19 protein-coding genes are annotated in these 17,187 nt (G+C 68.4%); 14 read left to right on the forward strand and 5 right to left on the reverse strand.

Translation table 11 applies throughout. The features are described 5' to 3' along the window. From ABSY19_RS02860 to tolA, 11 genes are all read left to right on the forward strand, one after another. Positions 1 to 354: a hypothetical protein gene (locus tag ABSY19_RS02860; RefSeq protein WP_382158882.1), complete on the forward strand. Its 354-nt coding sequence runs from the start codon at positions 1 to 3 to the stop codon at positions 352 to 354. Further along, positions 351 to 803, forward strand: a complete 453-nt coding sequence (locus ABSY19_RS02865; RefSeq protein WP_382158883.1) for a type IV pilin protein — start codon at positions 351 to 353, stop codon at positions 801 to 803. The genes ABSY19_RS02860 and ABSY19_RS02865 overlap by 4 nt, the downstream gene beginning before the upstream one ends. A gap of 61 nt (positions 804 to 864) precedes the next feature. Continuing rightward, complete coding sequence (locus tag ABSY19_RS02870; RefSeq protein ID WP_382158885.1) at positions 865 to 1,509, forward strand: riboflavin synthase; 645 nt, start codon at positions 865 to 867, stop codon at positions 1,507 to 1,509. Beyond that, entirely contained in the window at positions 1,506 to 2,636 is a 1,131-nt protein-coding gene (gene ribBA / locus ABSY19_RS02875) for a bifunctional 3,4-dihydroxy-2-butanone-4-phosphate synthase/GTP cyclohydrolase II (protein ID WP_382158887.1), read from the forward strand. Before ABSY19_RS02870 ends, ribBA begins: the two co-directional genes overlap by 4 nt. Positions 2,637 to 2,682: 46 nt before the next feature. After that, complete coding sequence (gene ribH / locus ABSY19_RS02880) at positions 2,683 to 3,147, forward strand: 6,7-dimethyl-8-ribityllumazine synthase (protein WP_291112129.1); 465 nt, start codon at positions 2,683 to 2,685, stop codon at positions 3,145 to 3,147. A 5-nt stretch (positions 3,148 to 3,152) separates the two neighbouring features. Continuing rightward, positions 3,153 to 3,671 (forward strand): transcription antitermination factor NusB, encoded by a 519-nt coding sequence (gene nusB, locus ABSY19_RS02885; RefSeq protein ID WP_382158889.1) that lies wholly within the window; start codon positions 3,153 to 3,155, stop codon positions 3,669 to 3,671. Further along, entirely contained in the window at positions 3,668 to 4,888 is a 1,221-nt protein-coding gene (locus tag ABSY19_RS02890; protein WP_382158891.1) for a pyridoxal phosphate-dependent aminotransferase, read from the forward strand. Before nusB ends, ABSY19_RS02890 begins: the two co-directional genes overlap by 4 nt. A 95-nt stretch (positions 4,889 to 4,983) precedes the next feature. Continuing rightward, positions 4,984 to 5,412, forward strand: coding sequence for a tol-pal system-associated acyl-CoA thioesterase (ybgC, locus tag ABSY19_RS02895; protein ID WP_382158893.1), 429 nt, complete (start codon positions 4,984 to 4,986; stop codon positions 5,410 to 5,412). Positions 5,413 to 5,460: 48 nt separating this feature from the next. After that, entirely contained in the window at positions 5,461 to 6,159 is a 699-nt protein-coding gene (gene tolQ, locus ABSY19_RS02900) for a protein TolQ (protein ID WP_291112121.1), read from the forward strand. A gap of 1 nt (position 6,160) precedes the next feature. Further along, complete coding sequence (locus ABSY19_RS02905) at positions 6,161 to 6,604, forward strand: biopolymer transporter ExbD (protein WP_291112118.1); 444 nt, start codon at positions 6,161 to 6,163, stop codon at positions 6,602 to 6,604. A 16-nt stretch (positions 6,605 to 6,620) separates the two neighbouring features. Beyond that, positions 6,621 to 7,520 carry a cell envelope integrity protein TolA gene (tolA, locus tag ABSY19_RS02910; protein WP_382158895.1) on the forward strand — a complete coding sequence of 300 codons (900 nt, stop codon included), beginning with the start codon at positions 6,621 to 6,623 and terminating at the stop codon, positions 7,518 to 7,520. A 191-nt stretch (positions 7,521 to 7,711) separates the two neighbouring features. Here the strand turns inward: tolA and dnaE are convergent, their stop codons facing one another. From dnaE to ABSY19_RS02935, 5 genes are all read right to left on the reverse strand, one after another. Further along, the gene (gene dnaE, locus ABSY19_RS02915) at positions 7,712 to 11,278 is read right to left on the reverse strand and encodes a DNA polymerase III subunit alpha (RefSeq protein WP_382158897.1); all 3,567 of its coding nucleotides are present in this window, start codon (positions 11,276 to 11,278) and stop codon (positions 7,712 to 7,714) included. A gap of 35 nt (positions 11,279 to 11,313) precedes the next feature. Continuing rightward, positions 11,314 to 12,027 (reverse strand): DUF599 domain-containing protein, encoded by a 714-nt coding sequence (locus ABSY19_RS02920; RefSeq protein ID WP_382158899.1) that lies wholly within the window; start codon positions 12,025 to 12,027, stop codon positions 11,314 to 11,316. A gap of 159 nt (positions 12,028 to 12,186) precedes the next feature. After that, positions 12,187 to 12,741, reverse strand: a complete 555-nt coding sequence (locus tag ABSY19_RS02925) for a flavodoxin family protein (RefSeq protein WP_382158901.1) — start codon at positions 12,739 to 12,741, stop codon at positions 12,187 to 12,189. Positions 12,742 to 12,800: 59 nt separating this feature from the next. Next, positions 12,801 to 13,211 (reverse strand): DoxX family protein, encoded by a 411-nt coding sequence (locus tag ABSY19_RS02930; protein ID WP_382158903.1) that lies wholly within the window; start codon positions 13,209 to 13,211, stop codon positions 12,801 to 12,803. A 46-nt stretch (positions 13,212 to 13,257) separates the two neighbouring features. Continuing rightward, positions 13,258 to 13,959, reverse strand: coding sequence for a pirin family protein (locus ABSY19_RS02935; protein ID WP_382158905.1), 702 nt, complete (start codon positions 13,957 to 13,959; stop codon positions 13,258 to 13,260). A 137-nt stretch (positions 13,960 to 14,096) separates the two neighbouring features. On the opposite strand from ABSY19_RS02935, the gene ABSY19_RS02940 reads away from it, so the two are divergent. The 3 genes from ABSY19_RS02940 to gluQRS all read left to right on the forward strand — a co-directional run bounded on the left by ABSY19_RS02940 (position 14,097) and on the right by gluQRS (position 17,160). Further along, entirely contained in the window at positions 14,097 to 15,044 is a 948-nt protein-coding gene (locus tag ABSY19_RS02940; protein ID WP_382158907.1) for a LysR family transcriptional regulator, read from the forward strand. A 77-nt stretch (positions 15,045 to 15,121) separates the two neighbouring features. Further along, a complete protein-coding gene (locus ABSY19_RS02945; protein WP_382158909.1) occupies positions 15,122 to 16,258 on the forward strand; it encodes an NAD(P)/FAD-dependent oxidoreductase in 1,137 nt (378 codons plus the stop codon). Between the two features lie 20 nt (positions 16,259 to 16,278). Next, positions 16,279 to 17,160: a tRNA glutamyl-Q(34) synthetase GluQRS gene (gene gluQRS, locus ABSY19_RS02950; RefSeq protein ID WP_382158911.1), complete on the forward strand. Its 882-nt coding sequence runs from the start codon at positions 16,279 to 16,281 to the stop codon at positions 17,158 to 17,160. Positions 17,161 to 17,187 lie beyond the last annotated feature (27 nt).

A 17,187-nucleotide genomic window follows, 5' to 3' on the forward strand; every position in this document is an offset into this window, starting at 1 on the left:
GTGACCACCACCGTCCCTGCGCAGGGCAGCAACGAAGAAACCTGCGCGTTCGAACAGGCCCAGGAAGGCGGTGCGATCACCGTCCTCAACATGATCACGGGGCAGCCTGGCAAAGCGCCGGCATTCGCCAGCACCGACGCGTCCATGTCCATGGTCAATGCCTCGCGCGTGCGCTTTGGCAGCGGTGAATTCGCCAGCATCCACACATCCGGTGGTGATCTCAACCTGCTGTCGCTCTCCAACGCGTCGGGCGACCCGACCTGCGATCCCGCCAAAGCGACGTGCATCAGGAAGCTGACCTTGACAGCAGGCAAGGTCGCGGGCCGGCGCGCGGACTGGCGGGAATTCGAATGAGCACGCGGCCTTCCCCAGGCGTGCGGCGGCCGCTGGCGCAGCGGGCTTTCACGCTGATCGAAATCATGATCGTGCTGGCGATCGTCGCCGTGCTCGCCACCATCGCATTGCCGCAATACACCTCGCATGTGCAGCGAACTCACCGGGCCCACGCCCGGGCCGCCCTGCTGCAAGCCGCCCAATGGCTGGAGCGCTCGGCCACCGCGCAGGGCACCTACCCCGCACGGGCGGCCATTCCCGCCGGCGTGCTGGCGGTGGAAGGCGATCGGTACACGGTCGGCTTCAAAACGCTGAACGCCAGCGCCTTTGTGCTGCAAGCCACCCCGCGCGCCGCGCAAAGCGCGGACGAATGCGGCGTTTTCGAACTCAGCGAGGCGGGGCTGAGAACCCAGTCCGCCACGGCGCTCGTGACGGCTCCCTTGTCGGCTCAGACCTGCTGGAACCGCTAGCGCCAGAGCCCTCCAAAGAGGGCTCCAGGCCCGGTTTCCGAAACCCTGCGAAAATAGCGGGATGTTTACCGGCATCATCACCGGCGTGGGGCGCATCGCCGCCCTCCACGACCTGGGCAGCTCTTTGGACCATGGCAAGCGACTCACCCTGGAGGCGCCGCCTGGCTACCTCGACGACGTCGGTCTGGGCGACAGCATCGCCCTCAACGGCGCCTGCATGACCGTCACCTCGCTGGACCTGCCCCGGCACCGCTTCACGATCGACATTTCCGCCGAATCGCTGGCCCGCACCACCGGCCTGGCGCAAACGGGCCGTCGCATCAATCTGGAGAAGGCGCTGCGCGCCCATGACCGGCTGGGTGGGCACATCGTCGCGGGCCATGTGGACGGCGTGGGCACGGTCACCCGCTTCGCCCGGGTGGGCGAAAGCTGGGAGCTGCGCGTGATGGCGCCCACCGAACTCGGCAAATACCTCGCCTACAAGGGCTCGATCACGGTCAACGGCGTCAGCCTCACCGTCAACGAGGTGGCCGACAGCGCCGCAGGTTGCGAATTCAGCATCAACCTCATCCCCCACACGGTGGACAACACTTCATTGGGCGAGCTGGCCGAGGCAAGCACGGTCAATCTCGAAATCGATACTGTCGCGCGCTATGTCGAGCGCATGCTCAGCGCCGGCACGCACCCCACCAAGGAACCCGCATGAACGCCCCTGAAACCCTGGCCCCGGTGGCCATCTCGCCGGTCGAGGACATCGTCGCCGACATGCGCGCCGGGCGCATCGTCATCCTGGTCGACGAAGAAGACCGCGAAAACGAAGGTGATCTGGTGCTGGCCGCCGACCACGTCACGCCCGAAGCGATCAACTTCATGGCCCGCTTCGGCCGCGGCCTGATCTGCCTGACCCTCACGCGCGAGCGCTGCGAGCGCCTGCGCCTGCCGCCCATGGTGCCGCGCAACGGCACCAAGATGGGCACGGCCTTCACCATCTCCATCGAAGCCGCCGAAGGCGTCACCACCGGCATTTCGGCCGCCGACCGCGCGCGCACCGTGCAGGCCGCCGTGGCGCCCGACGCGCAGGCCGGCGATCTGGTTCAGCCCGGCCACATCTTTCCCCTGCAGGCGGTCGAAGGCGGCGTGCTCATGCGCGCCGGCCACACCGAAGCGGGTTGCGACCTCGCCGCCATGGCCGGTTGCAGCCCCGCGTCGGTGATCTGCGAAATCATGAAGGACGACGGCACCATGGCGCGCCTGCCCGACCTGCAGGTCTTCGCCGCCGAGCATGGCCTGAAGATCGGCACCATCGCCGACCTGATCGAACACCGCAGCCGCACCGAATGCCTGGTGAAGAAGCTGGGCACGCGCAGCATGAACACCGCCTTCGGCGAATTCCAGGTCACGGCCTTCAGCGACCAGCCCAGCGGCGCCCTGCACCTGGCCCTGGTCATGGGCGAGTGGAAGCCCGAAGACAGCGTGGCCGTGCGCGTGCACGAACCGCTGTCGGTGCTGGATGCGCTGGAAGTCGGCCGCTCCATGCACTCCTGGAGCCTGGAAGCCAGCCTGCGCCACATCGCCCAGGCCGGCGCGGGCGTGGCCGTGCTGCTCAATTGCGGTGAAACCGCCAGCCAGCTGCTGGCCCAGTTCGAAGGCACGGCGCGGTCCGCCCAGGCGCCCGAGCGCGGTCGCATGGACCTGCGCACCTACGGCGTGGGCGCGCAGATCCTGCGCGACTGCGGCGTGCACCGCATGCAACTCATGGGCAACCCACGCCGCATGCCCAGCATGACCGGCTACGGCCTCGAGATCACCGGCTACCTCAGCCGCAACGGCTGATCCCTTTTTCCCCTTCCCTCCTCCATCCCAAGAAACGGACCCCCACATGTTCGGCGCAGACAAAGGCACCCCCAGCGTGCTCGACGGCAGAAAACTCAGCATCGGCATCGTCCAGGCCCGCTTCAACGAATCCATCACCGACGCCTTGTTCAACGCCTGCCTGGCCGAGCTGCTCGCCCTGGGCGTGCAGGACAAGAACATCGCCCACGTGAAGGTGCCCGGCGCGCTGGAAGTGCCGGTGGCCCTGCAGGCCATGGCCGAGCGCGACGACTTCGACGCGCTGATCGCCCTGGGCTGCATCATCCGCGGCGAGACCTACCACTTCGAACTGGTGGCCAACGAATCGGGCGCCGGTGTCACGCGCCTCTCGCTGGACTACCAGATCCCCATCGCCAACGCCATCCTGACCACCGAAAACCTGGACCAGGCCGTGGCCCGCCAGACCGACAAGGGCCGCGATGCGGCCCGCGTGGCGGTGGAAATGGCGCACCTGCTGCAAGAGATCGGTTGAACACCATGTCCGCTGACACCCCCACCCCGGCCACCGCCAAGAGCGGCGGCACCGCGCGCAAGGCGGCCGACAAGTCCGCCCGCACCCGCGCCCGCGAATTCGCGCTGCAGGGGATCTACCAATACCTGGTGGGCCGCAACGCCGCCATCGACATCGACACCTTCACGCGCGACCTGGCCGGCTTCCACAAGGCCGACAGCGTGCACTTCGATGCCCTGCTGCACGGCTGCATCGCCGAGGCCACGGCGCTGGACGCGCTGATCACGCCGCGCCTGGACCGCCCGCTGGCGGAACTCTCGCCGATCGAACACGGCGTGCTCTGGATCGGCGCCTACGAATTCCAGCACTGCCTGGACGTGCCCTGGCGCGTGGTGCTCAACGAGTGCATCGAACTGGCGAAGTCCTTCGGCGGCACCGACGGCCACAAATACGTCAATGGTGTGATGCACCAGCTGGCCTCGCAGCTGCGCCCCGCGGAAGTGGCCGCATCACCGGCGCCGGCCGCGCGCAAGCCCGCTCCATGAGGATTGCCCAGCGCGCGCAGCGCGTCGAACCGTTCTACGTGATGGAGCTGGCCAAGGCCGCCTCCGCCATGGCGGCCCAGGCCGGCGCCAGCGACCGGTCGATGATCTACCTCAACATCGGCGAACCCGACTTCACCGCACCGCCGCTGGTCACCGCCGCCGCCGAACGCGCCATCCATGCCGGCCGCAGCCAGTACACGCAGGCCACGGGCCTGCCTCCGTTGCGTGAAGCCATCAGCGGCTGGTACGCCTCGCGCTTCGGCCTGCGCATCGACCCGGCCCGCATCGTGATCACCGCCGGCGCCTCGGCCGCGCTGCAGCTGGCCTGCCTGGCGCTCATCGAAGCCGGCGACGAAGTGCTGATGCCCGACCCGAGCTACCCGTGCAACCGGCAGTTCGTGCAGGCCGCCGAAGGCCGCGCGGTGCTGATCCCCTCCGGCCCCGAACAGCGCTTCCAGCTCAGCGCCGAACAGGTCGAAGCCGCCTGGGGCCCCGCCACGCGCGGTGTCCTGCTGGCCTCGCCCTCCAACCCCACGGGCACCAGCATCGCCCGCGAAGAGCTCGAACGCATCGCGCGCTTCGTGCGAGGCCGCGGTGGCATCACCCTGGTGGACGAGATCTACCTCGGCCTGAGCTTCGAAGACGAGTACGGCCACAGCGCGCTGGGCCTGCCCGATGGCCTCGGCGACGAGGTCATCAGCATCAACAGCTTCTCGAAGTACTTCAACATGACCGGGTGGCGCCTGGGCTGGCTGGTGCTGCCGCCCGCCCTCGTTCCGGCGGTGGAGCGCCTGGCGCAGAACCTGTTCATCTGCGCCAGCACCATCGCGCAACACGCCGCGCTGGCCTGCTTCGAGCCCGACAGCCTGGCCGAGTACGAGCGCCGCCGCGCCGCCTTCAAGGCCCGGCGCGACTTTTTCATCCCCGGACTCAACCGCCTGGGTCTGAACGTGCCCGTGATGCCCGACGGTGCCTTCTACGCCTGGGCCGACGTGCGCGGCCTGTGCGAGCGCTGGGGCATCGCGCCGCAGGGCACACGGCCCGACGAGGGCGGCAGCTGGGCGCTGGCGTTCGAACTCATGAAGCGCTGCCAGCTCGCCACCACACCGGGGCGCGATTTCGGCCAGGCCGAGCCTGGCCGCTACCTGCGCTTCTCCACCGCCAACTCAATGGCCCAGCTCCAGGAAGCCGTGGCCCGCCTGGAGCAAGCCCTGTGAGCGCGCCCCCCACCACGGCGCCGACCCCGCCGCCGGGCCGCCCCAAGGCGGGGGCAGCCCCCACGGGGGGCAGCGAACCACGCGCAGCGGGGAGCGTGGGGGCGCCATTCACCTGGCCGGTGCGCGTGTACTGGGAAGACACCGACGCGGGCGGCATCGTCTTCTACGCCAACTACCTCAAGTTCTTCGAGCGCGCGCGCACCGAGTGGCTGCGCCACCTGGGCCTGGGACAGCAGGCCTTGCGCGACGAAGTCGGCGGCATGTTCGTCGTGAGCGAAACCCAGGTGCAGTACCACCGCCCGGCCCGCCTGGATGATTTGCTTCTGGTTACAGCCCGCGTGCGGGAAGCGGGCCGGGCCTCCCTGACAATCGAGCAGCGCGCGCTCCTGCAGCCCCCGCTGGCTGGCGAGGCCCCCCTGCTGCTGTGCGAGGGCACGATCCGGATCGGCTGGGTCGATGCCCAAAGCCTGCGCCCCCAGCGCATCCCGGCCCAGGTGGCGAGCGCGCTGCAAGGCCCGGCCTGAGCGGCCGCCTACCGAAACTTTTTTCCCACCTACCGCATCCGAACACCCATGACCCAAGATCTCTCCATCGTTCAATTGATGCTCAACGCGAGCTGGGTGGTCCAGGCCGTCGTGGCGCTGCTGGTGGTGGTTTCCGTGGTGAGCTGGGCCGCCATCTTCCGCAAGGTGTTCGCCCTGAGGCGCGTGCGCAGCTACAACGAAGACTTCGAACGCGAATTCTGGTCGGGCACCAACCTCAACGACCTGTATGCCTCCGCCGCCCAGAACGCCAAGCACGGTGGGCCGATGGAACGCATCTTCGCCAGCGGCATGCGCGAGTACCAGAAGCTGCGCGAGCGCCGCATCACCGACAGCGGCGCCCTGCTCGACGGCGCGCGGCGCGCCATGCGGGCCAGCTTCCAGCGCGAGCTCGACGCCCTGGAAACCAACCTCTCCTTCCTCGGCTCGGTCGGCTCGGTCTCGCCCTATGTGGGCCTGTTCGGCACCGTCTGGGGCATCATGCACGCCTTCACCGGCCTGGCCGCGCTGGCCCAGGTGACCCTGGCCACGGTGGCCCCCGGCATCGCCGAAGCCCTGGTGGCCACCGCCATCGGCCTGTTCGCCGCCATCCCGGCGGTGGTGTTCTACAACCGCTTCTCGCACGACATCGACCGCGTGGCCAACGCCATGGAGACCTTCATGGAAGAGTTCTCCAACATCCTGCAGCGCAACCTCGGCGTGCACACCCAGACGCCGTCGGGACACTGACATGCCAGCCGTCTCCTCCCGCGGCCGGGGCCGCCGCACCATCAACGAGATCAACATGGTGCCCTTCATCGACGTGATGCTGGTGCTGCTGATCATCTTCATGGTCACCGCGCCGCTGATCACGCCGAGCCAGATCGCCCTGCCCAGCGTGGGCCAGGCGGGGCGCCAGCCCGACCGCTTCGTGGCCGTGGTGATCGACAAGGATGAGCAGATCAAGGTGCGCGAAGGCTCCTCCAGCGCCGAACCGCAACCGGTCTCCATGGGCCAATTGGTCGCGCGCGTGCAGCAGCTGCAGGCCAGCCGGGGCAGCCCGCCCGAAGGCGGCGTGCCGGTGGTGATCAGCGCCGACAAGAACGTCAAGTACGAAGCCGTTGTTCGCGTGATGGATACCTTGCAGCGCGCGGGCATTGCGCGCGTCGGCCTCTCCGTGCAAACCTCGCGCTGAGCCCCGTCCACTCCCCATGCAATCGACCGCCGACCACCTCGACCTCGCCCCGCCCCGGAATGGGCGCTGGCTCGGCCCCATGGGGCTGGCCCTGGTTGCCCATGGCCTGCTCGTGATCGCCCTGACCCTGGGCGTGCAGTGGCAGAACGACGGCGAGCCGGTCACCGTGGAGGCCGAACTCTGGTCCCGCACCCCGCAGCAGGCCGCGCCGCGCGCGGTGGAACCGCCGCCACCCCCGCCCGCGCCCACCCCGGCGCCCACGCCGGCACCGGCCCCGAAACCGGCACCCGCGCCGACCCCCGCACCGCCGCCCCCGGGCCCGACCCAGGCCGAGATCGCCACCGCGCAGGCCAAGAAGAAGGCCGAGGCGGAAAAGAAGGAGCGTGAGGAAGAGGCGAAGAAAGTCGCCGCCGCGAAGGCCGCGGAAAAGGCGGCCGCCGAGAAAAAGGCCGCAGCGGACAAAGCCGCCGCCGAGAAGGAGCGCCAGCAGAAACTGGCGGCCGAGAAGCGCGAACAGGAACGCAAGGAAGCCGCCGAGGAAAAACGCCTGGCGCAGATCCGCGAAGACCAGATCAAACGCATGATGGGCCAGGCCGGCGCCAGCGGCGGGCCGCAGAGCACCGGCACGGCCCAGCAGTCCAGCGGTCCGACACCGGGCTACGCCGGGCGCGTGGCCGCGCGTATCAAGCCCAACGTGGTGTTCACCGACGTGGCACCGGGCAACCCGCGCGCCGAGGTCGAGGTGCGCACCTCGCCCGATGGCAGCATCGTTTCGCGCCGGCTCGTCAAGAGCAGCGGCAACCCGGACTGGGACGAGGCGGTGCTGCGCGCCATCGACCGCACCGCGACCCTGCCCAAGGACACCAACGGCACCGTGCCGTCGCCGCTGGTGATCGGGCTTCGACCCCTGGACTAAGCCCCCTGCGCCGCTGCGCGGCTTCCCCCCAGGGGACAGCGCCTACGGCCCGGCAAAGCCGGTTCCGTGGCACTCCTGGATCAAGCACGCTCGCCGGAGAGGTTTCCAGAAACGCCGAGGAACCGGCTTTGCCGGGCCTCAGGCGTTGTCCCCCTTCAGGGGAAGCCGCGCAGCGGCGCAGTGGGTGTCCTCTAATCAAAAACTATCTCGGCGCGCTGCTCGTGCGCCTGGGCCATCCAGCTCGCCAGCGCGGCGTCCGTGGGGAAGAACAGCGCCCGATCGTCCAGCTGCAGCTCGCACTGCGCGCCCTCGCGCAGCAAGGCCAGCCGCACCGGCAGGCCGCGCACCAGCTCGCCCTGCTCGGTGATCTCGCGCTTGGGCGGGAATTCGCGCACCAGCTCGGCGATCGATGGCGCCGTGCCGTTCACCGCCACGCGCAGGTACTTGCCGAAGCGGCAGCGCGCCGCCGCCAGGTCCCAGATCTGCTGGATCTTCAGCCGCACACCGCCTGAGAAACGGTCGGGCTGCGCCACCGCCTGCACGATGATGAGCTCGTCGTCCTTGAGCAGGTTGCGATGCTGGTTGATGAGGTTCTCGTCCGCGCTGGTCTCGAACACCCCGGTCTTGTCGTCCAGCTTGAACAGCGCGAGCTTGCCTCGCTGGCCGTTGATCACGCGGAAGTCGGTCACGATGCCGGCGAGGATCACCGGGTCGCGGCTCTCCACCACATCCCCCAGCGGCGTGCGCGCGAAGCGGCGCACCTCGCGCTGCACCTCGTCGAACAGGTGGCCCGAGAAGTAGAAGCCCATCGCGGTCTTCTCCAGCGTGAGCCGCTCCTTCACGCCCCAGGGCATGGTGGCCACGAGGTCGGGCTCCTGCGTGCTCGAACCGTGGTCGTCGTCGCCCATCATGTCGAACAGCCCGCCCTGGTTGGCGTTGGCCAGGGTGGCGGCGGCGAATTCGAAGGCGCGGTCCACCGAGGCGAGCATCTCGGCTCGGTTGAGGTTCAGCGAATCGAAGGCGCCGGCCTTGATCAGCGCTTCCACCGTGCGCTTGTTCAGGCGCGTGCGGTCCACCCGCACGCAGAAGTCGAACAGGCTCTTGAACGGGCCCTTCTCATCGCCGCGTGGCCCTTCGCCCCGGCCTTCACGCGCGGCCACGATGGCCTCGATCGCCTGCTGGCCCGTGCCCTTGATGGCGCCCAGGCCGTAGCGGATGGATTTGTTGGTGATCGGCTCAAAGCGGTGGAAGCCCCGGTTCACGTCCGGCGCCTCGAAGCTGATGCCCATCTTCTGCGCGTCTTCGAACAGCACCTTGAGCTTGTCGGTGTCGTCCATTTCCACCGTCATGTTGGCGCAGAAGAACTCGGCTGTGTAGTGCACCTTGAGCCAGCCGGTGTGGTACGCGAGCAGCGAATAGGCGGCGGCGTGCGACTTGTTGAAGCCGTAGCCCGCGAACTTCTCCATCAGGTCGAAGACCTCGTCGGCCTTCTCTTGCGAGATGTCGTTCTTCGCCGCACCGGCGCGGAAGATCTCCCGGTGCTCGGCCATCTCCTCGGCCTTCTTCTTGCCCATCGCACGGCGCAACATGTCGGCGCCACCGAGGGAGTAGCCGCCCAGGATCTGCGCGGTCTGCATCACCTGTTCCTGGTAGACCATGATGCCGTAGGTCTCCGACAGCATCTCGGCCACCAGCGGGTGCGGGTACTCGATGGTCTCCTTGCCGTGCTTGCGGTTCACGAAGCTGGGAATCAGGTCCATCGGGCCCGGGCGGTACAGCGCGTTGAGCGCGATCAGGTCTTCCAGGCGCGAGGGCTTGGCGTCCTTCAGCATGCCCTGCATGCCGCGGCTTTCAAACTGGAACACGGCTTCGGTCTGACCGCGCGAGAACAGCGCGTACACGCGCGCGTCATTCAGCGGCACGTCCTCGAAACGGAAGTTCTCCTGCCCCGGGTGGCGCTTCATGATGAGCTCGCGCGCGATCTCCAGGATGGTCAGCGTGGCCAGTCCCAAGAAGTCGAACTTCACCAGGCCGATGGCCTCCACGTCGTCCTTGTCGTACTGGCTCACCGCCGATTCGCTGCCGGGCTGCGCGTACAGCGGGCAGAAGTCGGTGAGCTTGCCCGGCGCGATGAGCACGCCCCCGGCGTGCATGCCGATGTTGCGCGTCATGCCTTCGAGCTTCTGCGCCAGCTCGATCAGGGTCTTGACGTCGTCTTCCTTCTGGATGCGATCGGCCAGCACCGGCTCCATCTCGATCGCGTAGTTGTTCTTGTCGCCTTCCTTCTTCTGCGCCGGCGGGTACTGCAGCGTGACCGACATGCCCGGCTTGTTCGGGATCAGCTTGGAGATGCCGTCGCAGAAGCCGTAGGAGAAGTCGAGCACGCGGCCCACGTCGCGGATGGCCGCGCGCGCCGCCAGCGTGCCGAAGGTGGCGATCTGGCTCACCGCTTCCTTGCCGTACTTGTCCTTCACGTAGTCGATCACGCGATCGCGGTTGGTCTGGCAGAAGTCGATGTCGAAGTCGGGCATGGACACCCGCTCCGGGTTCAGGAAGCGCTCGAACAGCAGGTTGTATTGCAGCGGGTCGAGGTCGGTGATCTTCAGCGCGTAGGCCACCAGCGAGCCGGCGCCCGAGCCCCGGCCCGGTCCCACCGGGCAGCCATTGTTCTTGGCCCAGTTGATGAAGTCACCCACGATCAGGAAGTAGCCCGGGAACCCCATGTTCAGGATGGTGTTGATCTCGAACTCGAGGCGCTCCACGTAGCGCGGGCGCTCGGCGTCGCGCTTGGCGGTGTCGGGGTACAGGTGCGCCAGGCGCTCTTCCAGGCCTTCGAACGATGACTGCCGGAAGAAGTCGGCCATCGGCATCGGCACGCCATCGATCAGCGGTGTGGGGAAGTTGGGCAGCTGCGGCTTGCCCAGCACGAGCGTGAGGTTGCAGCGCTTGGCGATCTCCACCGAGTTCGCCAGCGCGGACGGGATGTCGGCGAACAGCGCCTGCATCTGCGCCGTGCTCTTGAAATACTGCTCGCGCGTGAAGCGGCGCACGCGCCGGTTGTTGCCCAGGATCTCGCCCTCGGCGATGCAGACGCGGGCCTCGTGCGCCTCGTAGTCGTCAGGCTCGAGAAACTGCACCGGGTGCGTGGCCACCACCGGCAGGTGCAGGCGCGCGGCCAGTTGCACGGCCTGCGCCACGTGGCGTTCATCGTCCACGCGCCCGGCGCGCTGCAGCTCGATGTAGAAACGGTGCGTGAAGACGCTGGAGAGCTGCAGCGCCACATCGGCCGCGCGCTGCGCATCGCCCTGCATCAGCGCCTGGCCCACCGGGCCGGCCTGCGCGCCCGAGATCAGGATCAAGCCCGCGTTGCATTCCTGCAGCCAGTCGCGCTGCACCAGCGCCTGGCCCCGGCCATCGTTGCGCGTCCAGGCGCGGGCGAGCAGCTCGCTGAGGTTCAGGTAACCCTGTTTGTCCTGCACCAGCAGCAGCGCGCGCGGCACCGGCGCCTGCTGGCTGCCCGGCATGGCACCGGGCGTTTCTTCGGTGAAGCCCTGCAGCAGCACCTCGGCGCCGATGATGGGCTTGACGCCCGCGCCGCGGGCTTCCTTGTAGAACTTGACGGCGCCGAACAGGTTGCTGAGATCGGTGATGGCCAGCGCGGGCTGGCCGTCGGCAGCCGCCGCGGCCACCACGTCATCGATGCGGTTGGTGCCGTCGACGACGGAGAATTCGGTGTGCAGGCGCAGATGGGTGAACATCGGCCCATTTTAGAAGGCGCAGGGCCTTCTTCCTCTCAAGTGGGCGGTGGCATTTCGTCCTTGAGGATGCTCAGCACCTCGGAGCGGAATTCCCGGCTGTAAAGAATGGCCACCACGGCCAGCGTGGCGACCACCATCGCCACCGGAGAGATGAACCAGGCGAGCGCAGCGAACGAAAAGTAATAAGCGCGCAGGCCGTCGTTGAAGGTGTCGGCCGCGGCGCCCACCATGGCTGCGGCGCGGTCCGCGAAAGCCCGGCGGTCGTGCTTGCCGGCCTCGAAGTCCTCGGCCGGCGGCATGGCGCCGATCACCAGCGCCACGAAGGTGTATTGCCGCATGCACCAGGAAAAGCGGAAAAACGCGTAGACGAAGATCGCCACCATCACCAGGATCTTGAACTCGAAGACGATCAGCGAAGTGGTCTGGGCGAACGGGATCTCGCTCATCAACTCCGTCGCCTTGTCGGTCGTGCCGAGCAAGGCGAACAGACCGCCGATGACCAGGATCGAGGTGGATGAGAAAAACGTGGGCGTGGCCGACAAGGCCTGGGTGATGAGGCCGTCGAGCATGCGCGGGTCGCGCGCCGTGGTCTGCGTCATCCAGTAGCCGCGGTAGCGGTTGGTGGTGTGGAGCAGCGAGCCCATCTTGCGGCCCCATTCGCGGGCGAACCAGGCGTAGCCGACCCACAGGGCCAGAAAGCAGACCAGGGCCAGCCAGTCGGCCCAGGGGATGATGCTGAGGAACTTCATGGAGCTGGATGGTACGCCCCCCTTGCGCCGCTGACGCGGCTTCCCCCTCTCTGGCGCGCCTTCGGCGCTGGGAGGGGCACGGCATCTCGGGCCGACGGAGCCGGACCCTGGATGCCTCTGGACAGCGGCACGCTCGCCGGTTCGGCGCGTGCTACCGCCTCAGCCCGTGAATCGCGCGGCCACGCTGGCCACGCGCTCGCCGAAAAGGCGCGCGGTTTCCAGGTCGCCCGGCAGCATGTCCTGCGCACCGGCATCGGACGGCGACTGGGCGATCGCGCCGCTGTAGCTCACGAGGTAGTTCACGTCGTTGCGCTGGGCGCCCTTGGTGTTGCTGGGCATCAGGCCTTGGCTGACCCAGATCATGCCGTGCTGCATGGCCAGGGTGAACATCGTGTTCAGCGTGGCGAGCTTGTCGCCGTTCATGCCGGCGCTGTTGGTGAAGCCAGCGGCGATCTTGTCCTTCCATTTCTGGGCGAACCAGGGCTTGCTGGAGGCGTCCGCGAACTTCTTGAACTGCCAGCTCACGCTGCCCATGTAGGTGGGCGAGCCCATGATGATGGCATCGGCCGCATCGAGGACGTCCCAGCCACCGTCGGGCAGGTTGCCGTCGGCGTCGATGGCGAGCAGTTCGGCGTCGGCGCCCTGGGCGACCGCTTGCGCCATGCGCTGGGTGTGACCGTAACCGGAGTGGTAGACCACGACAACTTTGGACATCTTGTGTTCCTGAAAAAAAAGCGGCGCCCAGGCGCCGCGAAGGAGAAAACCAATGAAGCTCAGGCGGCCGGGCGGCGCGCGTCGAGGCTGAAGGCACCGGCGCCGAAGGCGGCGAAGGCGAGCAGGCCACCGGTGATGGCGATGTTCTTGAAGAACAACAGCTGCTGCATCATCTGCTGCTCGGCCGGCACGGCCCAGTAGGCGTGGAAGAAGAAGCTGGCCACCAGCGTGAACACGGCCAGGGCAATGGCGGCAATGCGGGTGCGGTAGCCGATCAGCAGCGCCAGGCCACCGAACAGCTCGATCACCAGGGCGATGGCCACGCCCACTTGCGGCGCAGGCAGGCCCATGGCCGTGGCGTAGCCGACCGTGCCGGCAAATCCGGCGATCTTGCCAAAGCCGGCCGGCACGAAAAGAATGGCCAGCAGGATGCGGCCGATCAGGGCCAGGGGGTTTTGCAGAGCGTTCATGGTGAGTCCTTGAAAAAATGGAAGTTGAAAGGATGGAAAAAAACGTTCAGGGAGCAAGATCGAACACAAGCACCTCGGCATCATCGCCGTTCGAGAGCTGCAGGCGGCTTTCGCCGGCCAGCACGGCAGCGTCCCCCGCCTTGAGGTGTTGGCCGTTCACGTCGAGCGCGCCACGCACCAGGTGCACATAGGCCTTGCGGGCCGGGTCCAGCGCCAGCTCGGCGGCTTCCTGGCCATCGAGCAGGCCGGCGTACATGGCCGCGTCGGCATGAATGGTCACCGAGCCTTCGGCCCCGTCGGGGGATGCCACCAGGCGAAGTTGACCACGCTTCTCGGCCTCGGCAAACCCCTTCTGCTCATAGCCCGGCTCGATGCCCGTCACATTGGGCTCGATCCAGATCTGCAGGAAATGCGTGGTGGCGTCGGGTGCGTGGTTGAACTCGCTGTGGCGCACGCCGCTGCCCGCGCTCATGCGCTGCACGTCGCCGGGCGGAATGCCCTTGACGTTGCCCATGCTGTCCTTGTGTGCCAGGTTGCCCTGCAGCACGTAGCTGATGATTTCCATGTCGCGGTGGCCGTGCGTGCCAAAACCGGTGCCCGGGGCAATGCGGTCTTCGTTGATCACGCGCAGGTTGCCCCAGCCCATCCAGGCGGGGTCGAAGTACTCGGCGAAAGAGAACGAGTGGTGGCTCTTGAGCCAGCCGTGGTCGGCATAGCCGCGGGCATCGGAGCGTCGAATCTGAAGCATGGTGTATTCCTTTCCATCTTCCGTGGGGCCGGCCCGAATGGCTGGCATGGGGTGAATTCTGAGCGGACCAGCCCCCTTTGTGACTGCACGGTTTTGATGGCATCATTCAAATCATTTGAACGATCAGAGTCACTGCCATGGCCACTTCCAGCCCCCGGGCCGCCCTCTCTCCTGAAAACCTCGGCCTGCTCGATGCCGTCGCCCGCCTGGGCAGCATGGCGGCCGCCGCGCGCGAACTCGGCATGGTGCCCAGCGCCCTGACCTACCGCATCCGCCAGATCGAGGACGCGCTGGACGTGCTGCTGTTCGACCGCAGCGCGCGCCGCGCCGTGCTCACCCCCGCCGGGGCGGAGCTGCTGCGTTCCGGGCAGTACCTGCTGAGCGAACTCGACGCCGTGGCCCAGCGCGTCAAGCGCGTGGCCACGGGTTGGGAACCGCAACTCACCATCGCGGCCGACGCCATCATCGCGCGCGCCACCCTGTTCGAACTCTGCGAGGCCTTCTACGCCGAGGGGGCGCCCACCCGGCTCAAGCTGCGGGCCGAAACGCTCTCGGGCACGGTGGAAGCCTTGCAAAGCGGCCAGGCCGACCTCGCCCTGGGGGTGCCCAGCGAAATGGCGCTCACCGAATTCCAGTCCGCGCCCATGGGCACGCTGAGCTTCGTCTACGCGGTCGCACCGCACCACGCCCTGGCCGGCGCCACCCACAGCCTGTGCGACGAGGAACTGCGCGAACACCGCGCCGTGGCCGTGGCCGACAGCACGCAGCGCGGGCGCGGTGTCACGCACAACCTGCTGCCGGGGCAGGATGTGCTCACCGTGCCGACCATGCAGCACAAGCTCGAAGCGCAGTTGCGCGGCCTCGGAGGAGGTTTCCTGCCGCTGTCCCTCGCACAGCCTTTCATCAACGCCGGGCGCCTGGTGGTGAAAACCGTGCAGCGGCCCAACCGCACGCTGCGCGTCTCCTACGCCTGGCGCCAGCCCCGCAGCGCGGGCGACACCGGCCGCGCGCTGCGGTGGTGGCTGGACCGCCTGCAGCATCCCAAGACGCGCGGCGCGCTGCTGAACAACCACCATCAGATCTGATCCATGGGAAAGCGGCGCGAACGATGAAGCAACTGATACAGTCAGCCACACACCCATCACCCAACGCGCCAAGAGACATGACGAACACCAGAAGCCCACGCGCAGCCCCAGCCACGAAGAACACCCGCTCCAAGGCCCGCGGCGCGGCGGCCACGCCTCTGCACTTCGCCGTGGTCGGCGGTGGCATGGCGGGGGTGGTGTGCGCGCGCACGCTGGTGCAGGCGGGTCACCGCGTCACCCTGCTCGAGAGAAGCCGTGAGTTCGGTGGCCGCATGGCCACGCGGCGCACCGAGTTCGGCGGTTTCGACCACGGCGCCCAGTACTTCACCGTGCGCGACGCGCGTTTCGAGACCGCGCTGCGCAGCAACGCCACCGCCGTCGTGCGCCCCTGGAGCGCCAGCACCGTGCGCGTGCTCGACGAACTGGGCCGCGTGCTGGCCAGCGCGCCGCCCCCCACCGAACCGCATTTCGTGGCCTCGCCCGGCATGAGCGCCCTGGTCAACCTCTGGGCGCAGCCCCTGGCGCACCCCGAGCTGCACGGCGGCCTGCTGGCCCGCACGCTGCTGGACACCTGCGTGACCCGCATCGAGCGCGATGCGCTGCATCCCGAACAATGGCAGTTGCGCGCCGAAGACGCCCAGGGCGGCCAGCAGGTGCTGGGCGGCTTCGACCGCGTGGTCCTCGCCATGCCGCACCCGCAAATCCACGACCTGCTGCTCGCCTCCGGCCTCGCGCCCGAGCTGCGCAAGGCGCTCACCCCCGTGCACGTGGCGCCCTGCTGGACGCTGATGGTCGCCTACCCCCAGGCCATGCAGCCCGGCCTGCCGCACCTCGGCCCGCAGTGGAACGCCGCGCGCAGCACGCACCACCGCATCAGCTGGCTGGCGCGCGAATCCAGCAAGCCCGGGCGCGACCCCATCGAGCGCTGGACCGTGCAGGCCAGCCCCGCCTGGTCCACCAAGCACCTGGAAGACGACGCCGAGCGCGCCAAGGCCAAGCTGCTCAAGGGTTTTGCCGAAATCACCGGCATCCGCGCCACGCCCACCCATGCCGTGGCGCACCGCTGGCGCTTTGCCCAGACGCAGACGCCGCTGGGCCAGAGCCACCTGCTCGACAAGGCGCTGGGCATCGGCGCCTGCGGCGACTGGTGTCTGGGCCACCGCGTCGAAGACGCCTTCGTCTCCGGCCTGGAAATGGCGCTCGCCATCGCCTGAGTCTTTCGCGTCTGCGGGCCATGGCGGCCATGTACAGAGGACGTTTCGCCCCTTCGCCCACCGGCCCGCTGCATGCGGGCTCGCTCGTGGCCGCGCTCGCCAGCTGGCTCGACGCCCGCGCCCACGGCGGCGTGTGGCTGGTGCGCATGGAAGACGTGGACACCCCCCGCTGCGTGCCCGGTGCCGACGGCACCATCCTGAGGCAGCTTGAGACCTGCGGCCTGGTCAGCGACGAGCCCGTGCTCTGGCAATCGCAGCGCGGCGCCCATTACCAGCAGGCGCTGGACCGGCTGGTGGCCGCAGGCCGCGCCTACCCGTGCGCCTGCTCGCGCAAGGACATCGAGGCCGCGCTGCAGGCCCAGGGTGTGGTGCGCGAGCGCCACCACAGCGCCGTCTACCCCGGCACCTGCCGGCCCGAGCGTGGCGGCCTGCGCGGCAAGCCCGCCAGAGCCTGGCGATTCGCCGTGCAGCCCCTGCGCAGCGAAGTGCGCTGGACCGATCACCAGCTCGGCCCGCAGGCGCAGGACGTGGCCACCGAGGTGGGCGACTTCGTGCTCAAGCGCGCCGACGGCCTCTGGGCCTACCAGCTCGCCGTGGTGGTGGACGACGCGGCGCAAGGCATCACCCACGTGGTGCGTGGCGAAGACCTGGCCGACAACACGGCGCGCCAGATCCTGCTGCAACAGGCGCTGGGCCTGCCCACGCCGGCCTACCGCCACACCCCGCTGGTGCTCGGCGACCACGGTGAAAAGCTCAGCAAGCAGAACGGCGCGCAGGCGCTGGACCTGAGCGATCCCCCCACCGCGCTGATGCAGGCCGCCCAAGTGCTCGGCCTGCCCACGCCAGGGCGCGACACGGTGACCAACCTGCTGGCGGCGTGGACGAAGGCCTGGCCCGCCTAAAATCCACCCCTTCCCCGACCGACCGCT

It is taken from the genome of Hydrogenophaga sp. ANAO-22, from assembly GCF_042466645.1.
Taxonomy (GTDB): domain Bacteria; phylum Pseudomonadota; class Gammaproteobacteria; order Burkholderiales; family Burkholderiaceae_C; genus Hydrogenophaga.